A 7990-nucleotide genomic window follows, 5' to 3' on the forward strand; every position below is an offset into this window, starting at 1 on the left:
AGTTCAAAAACTCGACGAGTTATTGCCCTGGAACTGGAACCCTTCAGGCATCGCCTCCCAAGCAGCCTAGCCTCCGCCGCCACGTCGGACGGCTTGCCCGCGCCGCGTGCTTCACCGGAGGGATACGATGAGTCGATAGGCCGGCGGACGGATTGACAGACGATCGTGGACCCGTATGATAGTTAGTCTATAAAAGTTATCGACCAACTTGATTCGTGTCAATTCAATGACATATCACTCGGCGGCGCAAAAATACACGGCGACAGGCCAGCCATTGTCGCGAAGGGTCGCGGGCGTCAGCGCCGACGCCCTGCGAGGCGTTGGCGTGACTCACGATCGCGCGCGATTGTCGGGCCGGCTCCGGCGCGTATTGACGGAAAATCCGCACGCCCGCCATTTTTCCGTGCACCACATCATCAAGGCCCTGGGCCCGGATGACGCGGCGCCGTCGCTCGCCCTTTTCTCCGCGGCCGGCCTGTTCGAGGCGCCGGACGCAGCTGCGCTGTGCGGACGCGTCACCAGCGCGCTCGGCGCCGGACTGGCGCTTGGCCGCCGCGACGTGCGTCTGCCGCGCTCCCTGCTGCGCCGGAAGATCCCGCGCAATTCGCTCGCGATTCTCATTCACGGTGTCGCCGCCATGCTCGAAGGCGCGGAGGGCGCCGTGCGCGAACGCTGGAGCTGGGTGTTTCATCCGCTCATGAGCGGCGCGCTCGGTCTGACCTTGTTTCTCCTTGGCCTAGCCAGCATGGCGCCGATCATCGGCGGCGGCGTGCAACACGCGGCTTCGGCCTTTTTTGTCGCCGTTGGCATGGCCGAACGCGACGGACTCGCGGTCATGATCGGCGCGGTCGCCGGCATTGCGTCGCTGGCTTTGGCGGCGCTGAGTATTGCGTCCGGACAGAAATTATGGGCCAAAATCAAGGCGTGGCTGCTGCATTGCGCGCGGGCGCTGCATCTCGACGCGCTCGCGAAAATGCTCGATCATTGCTGTGATGGCCTGGGCGAATTGGCGCGCCTGCGCTGGAGCGGGCTTCTGCTGTTGATGCTCTCCCCCCTCGCGGCGATCCCGCGTCGTCCGAGCGCGCATGGCGCGGCGGTTTCGCCGCCGAGGAAACGGGCGCGACGCGCGCGCATGGTCGCGGTTCGCGCACATAAAAGGTTGGCGGCTCAGGCAAATGGATCTTGAACAGTTTTACGTATTCCCGGTCCACTCGCCTTTGACGGCGGAAAAACGCCGCGCGATCGACGCCCAGATCACCGAAAACGCCGCATTGTTCGAGCGCGAAGTCTCCTTCAAATGGCTGAAGCGCGGCGAGGAGAAATTTCTTCGCATTCTGGTCAATCCGGTCACGATCGAAATCGTCTTTTTCGATGATCGCGTCGAATGCTATGGCGCGGCGCCGGCCTGGGCGCGGCTGCTGTTCACGAAGGCGCGCAAGGAGGAACTCAAGGCCCATTTGCAGGAGGTCCTGATTGGTGCCGGCTTCATGACGGCCGCCGATCAGCCCGCTCGCGAGCGGGCTGATCGGGCGCCGCGCTACGGTTTCCTGTTTCCACGAAAGGCGGCGTAAGTGGCGAGCGCCACCATGGCGACAGCGCAAATCTGCGCCGCCCCGGCGTGGAAGGCTGCGGACAGGCCCGATTTGAACACGCCCCCCTGTCCTCCGGGCTCGGCGGCTGGCGAAACGTTCGGCCCCCGTCTTTCAGACTCCACGGCGCCGCGGCTGTCCAGCCATGCGGTCATGCGCGCATAAATCGCGTTGATGCGCGCGGCTTTCGCCGCATCACCGCCGCGATCCGGGTGATGGATGTTCATCAGACGGTCGCGCCGGCGGCGCAATTCTGTCCGAGAGAACGCGGCGTCCGGAGCAAGCCCCAGCCATGTCGCGTCCTTGATGAATTGCGCCCGGCCATAACGCCTCGACACCATCTGCCCCCATTCCGATTCGGCGCCGCTTCTCGCGGCGACGGCGACGGATTTGCTTCGCGATCAGACGCCCTTTCAGAGCGCCCGCTCGCTGTGCTCGGCGATGAAATGCGCCAACTCATCCTTCTGATGTTGAAGCCGCGCGGCCTTGCGCAACGGCAGCAAGCCATTGGCGACCGCCGCCAAGCCGCCGATCTGGTTGAACACCATCGAATGCATGACGCCGAAATTGCCGAACAGCGCGCCGGCGATGCAGACCGCATTGGCGCCCACGATCATCCGCCAGCTGCGCTTGATATTGCGCTGGAGATCGGTTGCGACGTCATGGATTTCAAGCAGCTTCTCCAGGCTTTCCTCCATGAACACGATCTCGGCCGTGTCGGTGGCGATGCTGGAGGCGCCGCGCAGCGAGATCGACATGTCGGCCTGTTTCAGCGCGATCGAATCGTTCACGCCATCGCCGATGAAACAGACGCGGCGGCCTTCCTTCTGGAGCGCCTCGACATAGCGCGCCTTGTCCTGCGGCAACACTTCCGCGAAATAGCGGTCCATGCCGAGCTTGCGCGCCAGATTGCGCGTCGGGCGGTCGTGATCGCCGGAAATGATCGCCAGATGCTTCGCGCCGCGCGCGCGGAGGCCGTCGATCACGAGTTGCGCCTCGCTGCGCTGCGCCGCCTTCAGCTCCAGCGCGCCGCCGAGCGCGCCGTCGACGCCGACCATGATGAGCGAATGGCCGTCGTCATGCACCCGCTCGACCTCGCGCTCCAGCGCCGACGGCAGCTTGACGCCTTCATGCGCCATATAGCGCGCGCTGCCGACATGGACGATATGGCCTTCGACGCCGACCGTGACGCCATAGCCGACCGCATATTTGGTCTCGTCGGTCTCCGGGATCGGCGCGCCGAGTTGTTCGAAGCGGTCGATAATCGCCTTGGCGATGGGGTGGCTGAACTTGTTTTCCGCCGCCGCCGCCCAGCTCAGGATCTGGTTCTCGTCGTGACGACCGTAAGTGACGCTGGAAGGCTTTGCCTATCTCGCCGTGGTCATCGACCTCTTCTCGCGACGGGTGATCGGCTGGTCGTTGCAAAGCCGTCAGACTACCGAAGCGGTCTTGCAGGCCGTGCATATGGGCCGTTTGGCGCCGTCGGCCAAAAAACCGGGTGCTGATCCACTCGGATCAGGGATCGCAATTCACCAGCATGGAATGGGCGTCGTTCCTGAGACACCACAATCTTGAGCCGTCGATGAGCCGGCGCGGCAATTGCCACGACAACGCCGTAGTCGAAAGCTTCTTCAATCCGCTCAAACGCGAGCGCAGCCGCCGCCGAACCTACCGGTCCCGGGCCGAGGCCAGCCAGGATGTGTTCGATTACATCGAGATGTTCTACAATCCGACCAGGAAGCACGCCCGCAATGGCATGCTCTCACCTGTCGAATTCGAACGCCGCAACAAAACCGCTATCGAAGGTGTCTAGAAAACGCGGGGCGATTCAGTGCTCACTATCAAACGCGAAAAAAGAACCGGTGCAAAGGCCGGTTCTGAAAAGGTTGCGCCCAAATTACACGAGCGTGATGCAATGCAATGGCGCTCGCTAAACCCAACGCCTTGCCTCGGATCGCTGCTCTTCGTTGCTACGAATGGATTGCTTCTGCCGCGCCGTCGCTTGCCGGGGCGCAGCACTCACCCTTCAATATACTGTCGATCGGTTCTTCCTGTACGCCAAAGACGGCAACGAATTCGGGTGTTGAGGCTCAAATCAATGCATAAGGTGACGCAACGATATATCAACACATGCTCTGCTAACGTTAAGGTGTGAATTGGACCTGTGTCGTTCGCGAGAACAGAAACGTCGTCGACAAATCTCAGAGAATTCCCGGCTCGCGGTATCGCGCCGGGCGTTTGCCGAAGCCGATGAACGGAGGGGCTCGCCGGGTCCTCGGTCGATATAGTGTTGGTCTGTGTACAGATGAGCGAAGCGATTCTTCTTGCGAAGCAGGACTTTCCGACGACGACGCTCGTCGATTTTTCTAGCCGCGCAGGGTCTTCGGGGCCCAGCCCCTCGTATGAGTCCGACGCGCCGGAGACCCGGCGGCGTCAACCTCCCATTCGGATATCGAGCGTTCCCGGCCGGTTCAATGAGACAATCCAGTCGGATGATGTCTGTTTCGCCAATCCGAACGAAACTCCCGACATCGTCGTGCTGACCGAGACGAACGCCTCGTCCTTGCTAGCGCGGCGTCTCGGCCGCGCCCCCGCCGCAATTCTCCCCATTGTCGATGCGACCAGCGGGGGGCGTGGAACGCAGGATCATCGCCACGCCGACGTCACAGTGGACCGCGCTTCACGGCGCGGGATTGACGAAGCTGTCGAGATGCTGCGCCCCGCCGTGCGGCGACTGCGTTCCCTGCCACGCGACGTGATCGCAACCGAAGATCGCCGCTTGATGCTGCTAGCGCGCTTGTTCGTGCGCGATCGCGCTTTGACGCCACGAAGCGAGGTCAGCGTCCGCGAAACCTTCGTCTATGACGACGAGGTCGCGATACCGGGTACGGTGGCACTCGCGGTCGAACTGGCCAGCCAGGGCCTTCTGGAACGAAAATTCTTCGACAAGACCAACGTCTGCCCCCATTGCGCCTCGGCCCGGATGACGGTGCGTGAATATTGCACGAGCTGCGGCGGTGCCGATATCCTCGAGGAGCCGATCGTCCATCATCTGAAATGCGCCTGCCAAGGGCCCGAGCGCGACTTCCGGCGAGGCGGTGAGCTGGTTTGCCCGAAGTGCCTGCAACAGCTGAAGAACTTCAGCGTCGATTACGATCGTCCCGGGTCAATCGGTGTCTGCCAATCCTGCAGCCACCTCTCCACCGAGCATAAGGTCGGCTTCGTCTGCCTGGATTGCGACTCGCGCGTCGAGGCGCGAAACATCGCCAGCAAAACGATCTATTCCTATGGCCTGACCGCCGCTGGACGCGCCTGCGTGACCAGCGGCTCCCCCCTTCCCCGAGCCGACGATCTTTCGATCGGCGGAAGGGTCCGCACTTTCGCACGGCGCCATGCGGCGATCGGGCAACCCTGCAGCATCCTGTTCGTTCGTTTGCGTAAACCGCCGGAGACGCCCGACGGCAGCGACGCCTGGCGGCAGACTTGCACCTTCTTCAAGCAGATTATGCGGGAATGCTTCACAGCCGAAACGGAGATCATCGCGGCGGCGCCCGTCTTTCTGGCCCTGCTCGGGCGCGACTCAAAGGCGGAGGTCGAGCGGCACCTGCCCAATATTCGGCAACGGCTCGAACGGCATCTCTCGCTCGCGCCCCGGATCGAACTCGCGGTCTTCTCGCCTGAGGAAGTTCCTGGGGGCGCGGAGCTAACGAGAAAAGTTGCGTGAGTGCGATGGAATTGTTCGACAATGCCTGGCACCTGCTCGGATCCTTGTCAGGATGGTCGTTCTTCGCGATGTTCGGCATGGTGCTATTGACGGATGCGCCGCGTTATTTTCTCGGGATTCAGGCGACGGCGGCCGCCTTCATCCTGCTCGAACATCGGCCTTACGGCCCGCTCCTGCCGCTTCCTCCCGTCTCGATCCTGCTTGCTGGCCATAACGAAGAGGACGCCATCGAGAAGTGCGTCCGCTCGCTGCGGGAACAGACCTTCAGTGATTTCGAAATCGTCTGCGTCGACGACGGATCCAGCGACCGGACGTTCTCGATCATGCGGCGCTTGCAGAGCGAGAGGCTGGTGCAGTCGATCGGCCGTCTGCAATTGCGCGGGGGCAAGGCGGCAGCCCTCAACCTTGCGGCCCGCATGGCGCATGGCGAGATCTTCATCGTCACTGATTGCGATTGTTCGTTCGAGCCCGACGCGATCGAGGAGTTATTGCGCCCGCTCACCGGGAACGCTTCCGTCGGGGCGGTCTCCGGTAACATCCTGGTACGCAACTGGCACCGTTCGATGACCACCGCGATCCAGGGCATCGAGTATCTCATCTCGATTTCACTCGGCAAGACCTTCGCCGGCGTGCTCGATCAGGTCTGCTGCATTTCGGGCGCTTTCGGCGCCTTTCGCCGCAGCGCGTGGGACCTGATCGGTGGCATGGATGCAGGCGGCGGCGAGGATCTGGACTTCACCATTCGGCTCAGGCTTGCTGGCTATAAGACCGTCTTTGCCCAGCGCGCCATTTGCTATACCGACGTGCCTGAATCCGCCTATGTCCTGCTTCGCCAGCGCAGCCGATGGGAGCGCGATTCCTACTGGATCCGGTTTCGTAAATATCGTCGTCTGTTCAATCCTTTCGCGCCGGGTTTTCTTTGGCGGGAAGCGGCACACCAATGGGACTTCCTGCTCTTCACAGCGTTGCCAACTCTGTTCTTTCCGTTCTATCTCGGCTGGCTGTTCGCCACGTTTGGCGTGACCGGATTCGTCCTGCTCGCAGCGGTCGCGCTGCCCCTATTTATGCTGGATCTTGCCTGTTTCGCCGCCGCGGCGCTGATCACCAATCGCCCGGTCTATTGGCGCCTGCTGCCGTTCTTGCCCATGTACGGAGTTTTTTCGACTTATGTGATGAAACTTCATCGGCTTTATGCCTACAGCTCGGAGGCTATCGTTTCTCTGTCGCTCAAGGACAATTACGTTCCGAAAAAAGTGCACAACCTCAACGATTGGCGATAAGCGCGCGCCGGAGACAGAAAAAAGATGGCGATCCATTCCCTGCGTCCAGAGTTTCGGCCCGACAATGCGCGGAACCAGGTGCGCGCCAGCCAGACTCTCGCCCGCCGGCTCTATGTTTTTGGCCTCAGCGCGGGTGCCTTGTGGGTGGTCTATCTTTTCATCGGCTCCCTCGTGCTGCTGGACGCTAGCGGTTTGGTGGTACAGGATCGCGAAATCGTTACCCAGCCCTTTGACGCGCAGGTTCTTTCCTTCGCGGCTCGGCCGGGACAGAAAGTTGTGGCTGGCCAGGAACTGGGCAATGTCGTCTCGACTCAGATGTTGGACCTCATCTCCAGCCTCATTACCGGCAAGGCACAGATCGAGGCGCGTGAAACCCAGATCGCGAAGCGACTCGCAGCCATCGAGACGACGCTACCTTCAGCAGAAAGCCGGAGTCGCACGGCGAAAGCCGCGCAGGCGCAGATTGAGAAGGCCGTCGCGTCAGGCTTTTCCACGCAGGTGCGTCAGGCCGAGGCGACCCGCGACGCCTATGACGCCGTGCGCGAGGTCGAAGCCTTGCGCTCCGAAAGCAGCGCACTCGAAAGCGAACGCGGCACGGCGAAATTAAATCTGGCCCATCTCGCCGTCGCGCTCGAGCGCGCCCAGGCGACCTATCGCGAGGGCATCGTCGTGACTCCCGTTGGAGGCACGCTGGGGGCGAAGGTCGCGGAGCCCGGCGCCGTCCTGACCCACGGCGAAATCATGGCCGACGTCTATCACGGCGCAAAATATGTGCTCGCCTATCTGCCAACCAATCGCCTCTACGGCATTGCGCCCGGGCAAAGGGTGATCGTGACGGATGGCGTAAACCGCGAAAGCGGCCGAGTAGAGCGGATCGAGACGATCACGGATCGGACGCCCGCTGAATTCCAGTCCAATCTGAGTGGCGTGGATCGCAACCAGGTAGCGCGCATCGTGTTCGACGAACCGACACAGTTTCCGTTGATGGCGAAGATCAAGGTTACTGGACCTTATGGCCTATCAAACTTGATCGACGGCGCTCGGTGGGCGATGGTTTCATGGCGTAGCGAAGCCACGACTGCGCCCAGGCAGTTGGCCCATTGATCCGCTGAGGTGAAAGGCAAGATTCGCGGCTTTTTCGCCTGTTTTTCGACTCATGGCTTATATTATTGATATATAAATAGATATTTATAGGTCGACTTTCCCCTCGCGAGTGACCTGAAGTCAGATCATCACCGCACGCCCGCTTCGCCGCCACGCGTGTTCGCGTCGCTAGAGCAAGTTCTGTGAATTCGGATTCGGCTGGGATTCCCAAACGGCCACGCTCGTGCGAGTCTACGAGCGTGATTGCGAGGGAGGAATCCCATGGCCCGGTCTTACAGCCAGGATTTGCGTGA

At 61.7% G+C, this 7990-nt stretch carries 7 protein-coding genes and 1 pseudogene; 6 read left to right on the top strand and 2 right to left on the bottom strand.

The genetic code is table 11. The annotated features are described in order from the left end of the window. Positions 1-226: 226 nt before the first annotated feature. Together ACE3S9_RS10995 and ACE3S9_RS11000 are read left to right on the top strand one after the other, a co-directional pair. The gene (locus tag ACE3S9_RS10995) at positions 227-1186 is read left to right on the top strand and encodes an exopolysaccharide biosynthesis protein (protein WP_374546503.1); all 960 of its coding nucleotides are present in this window, start codon (positions 227-229) and stop codon (positions 1184-1186) included. Next, entirely contained in the window at positions 1176-1571 is a 396-nt protein-coding gene (locus tag ACE3S9_RS11000) for a hypothetical protein (RefSeq protein WP_374546504.1), read from the top strand. The genes ACE3S9_RS10995 and ACE3S9_RS11000 overlap by 11 nt, the downstream gene beginning before the upstream one ends. Here the strand turns inward: ACE3S9_RS11000 and ACE3S9_RS11005 are convergent. Together ACE3S9_RS11005 and ACE3S9_RS11010 are read right to left on the bottom strand one after the other, a co-directional pair. After that, positions 1538-1930 carry a hypothetical protein gene (locus ACE3S9_RS11005; RefSeq protein ID WP_374546505.1) on the bottom strand — a complete coding sequence of 131 codons (393 nt, stop codon included), beginning with the start codon at positions 1928-1930 and terminating at the stop codon, positions 1538-1540. The two genes, ACE3S9_RS11000 and ACE3S9_RS11005, sit on opposite strands and share 34 nt — an antisense overlap. A gap of 72 nt (positions 1931-2002) precedes the next feature. Further along, a complete protein-coding gene (locus ACE3S9_RS11010; RefSeq protein ID WP_374546509.1) occupies positions 2003-2911 on the bottom strand; it encodes an HAD-IC family P-type ATPase in 909 nt (302 codons plus the stop codon). A 28-nt stretch (positions 2912-2939) separates the two neighbouring features. Here ACE3S9_RS11010 and ACE3S9_RS11015 point away from each other — a divergent pair. The 4 genes and pseudogenes from ACE3S9_RS11015 to ACE3S9_RS11030 form a co-directional block, all read left to right on the top strand. After that, positions 2940-3402: pseudogene (locus ACE3S9_RS11015) on the top strand (IS3 family transposase); the annotation flags it as partial. A gap of 492 nt (positions 3403-3894) precedes the next feature. Continuing rightward, positions 3895-5313 (top strand): hypothetical protein, encoded by a 1419-nt coding sequence (locus ACE3S9_RS11020; protein ID WP_374546506.1) that lies wholly within the window; start codon positions 3895-3897, stop codon positions 5311-5313. Positions 5314-5318: 5 nt separating this feature from the next. After that, positions 5319-6593 carry a glycosyltransferase family 2 protein gene (locus ACE3S9_RS11025; protein WP_374546507.1) on the top strand — a complete coding sequence of 425 codons (1275 nt, stop codon included), beginning with the start codon at positions 5319-5321 and terminating at the stop codon, positions 6591-6593. A 24-nt stretch (positions 6594-6617) separates the two neighbouring features. Continuing rightward, positions 6618-7697 carry an HlyD family secretion protein gene (locus ACE3S9_RS11030; protein ID WP_374546508.1) on the top strand — a complete coding sequence of 360 codons (1080 nt, stop codon included), beginning with the start codon at positions 6618-6620 and terminating at the stop codon, positions 7695-7697. Positions 7698-7990: the final 293 nt, after the last annotated feature.

This window comes from Rhodoblastus sp. (assembly GCF_041915505.1).
Lineage (GTDB): Bacteria > Pseudomonadota > Alphaproteobacteria > Rhizobiales > Beijerinckiaceae > Rhodoblastus.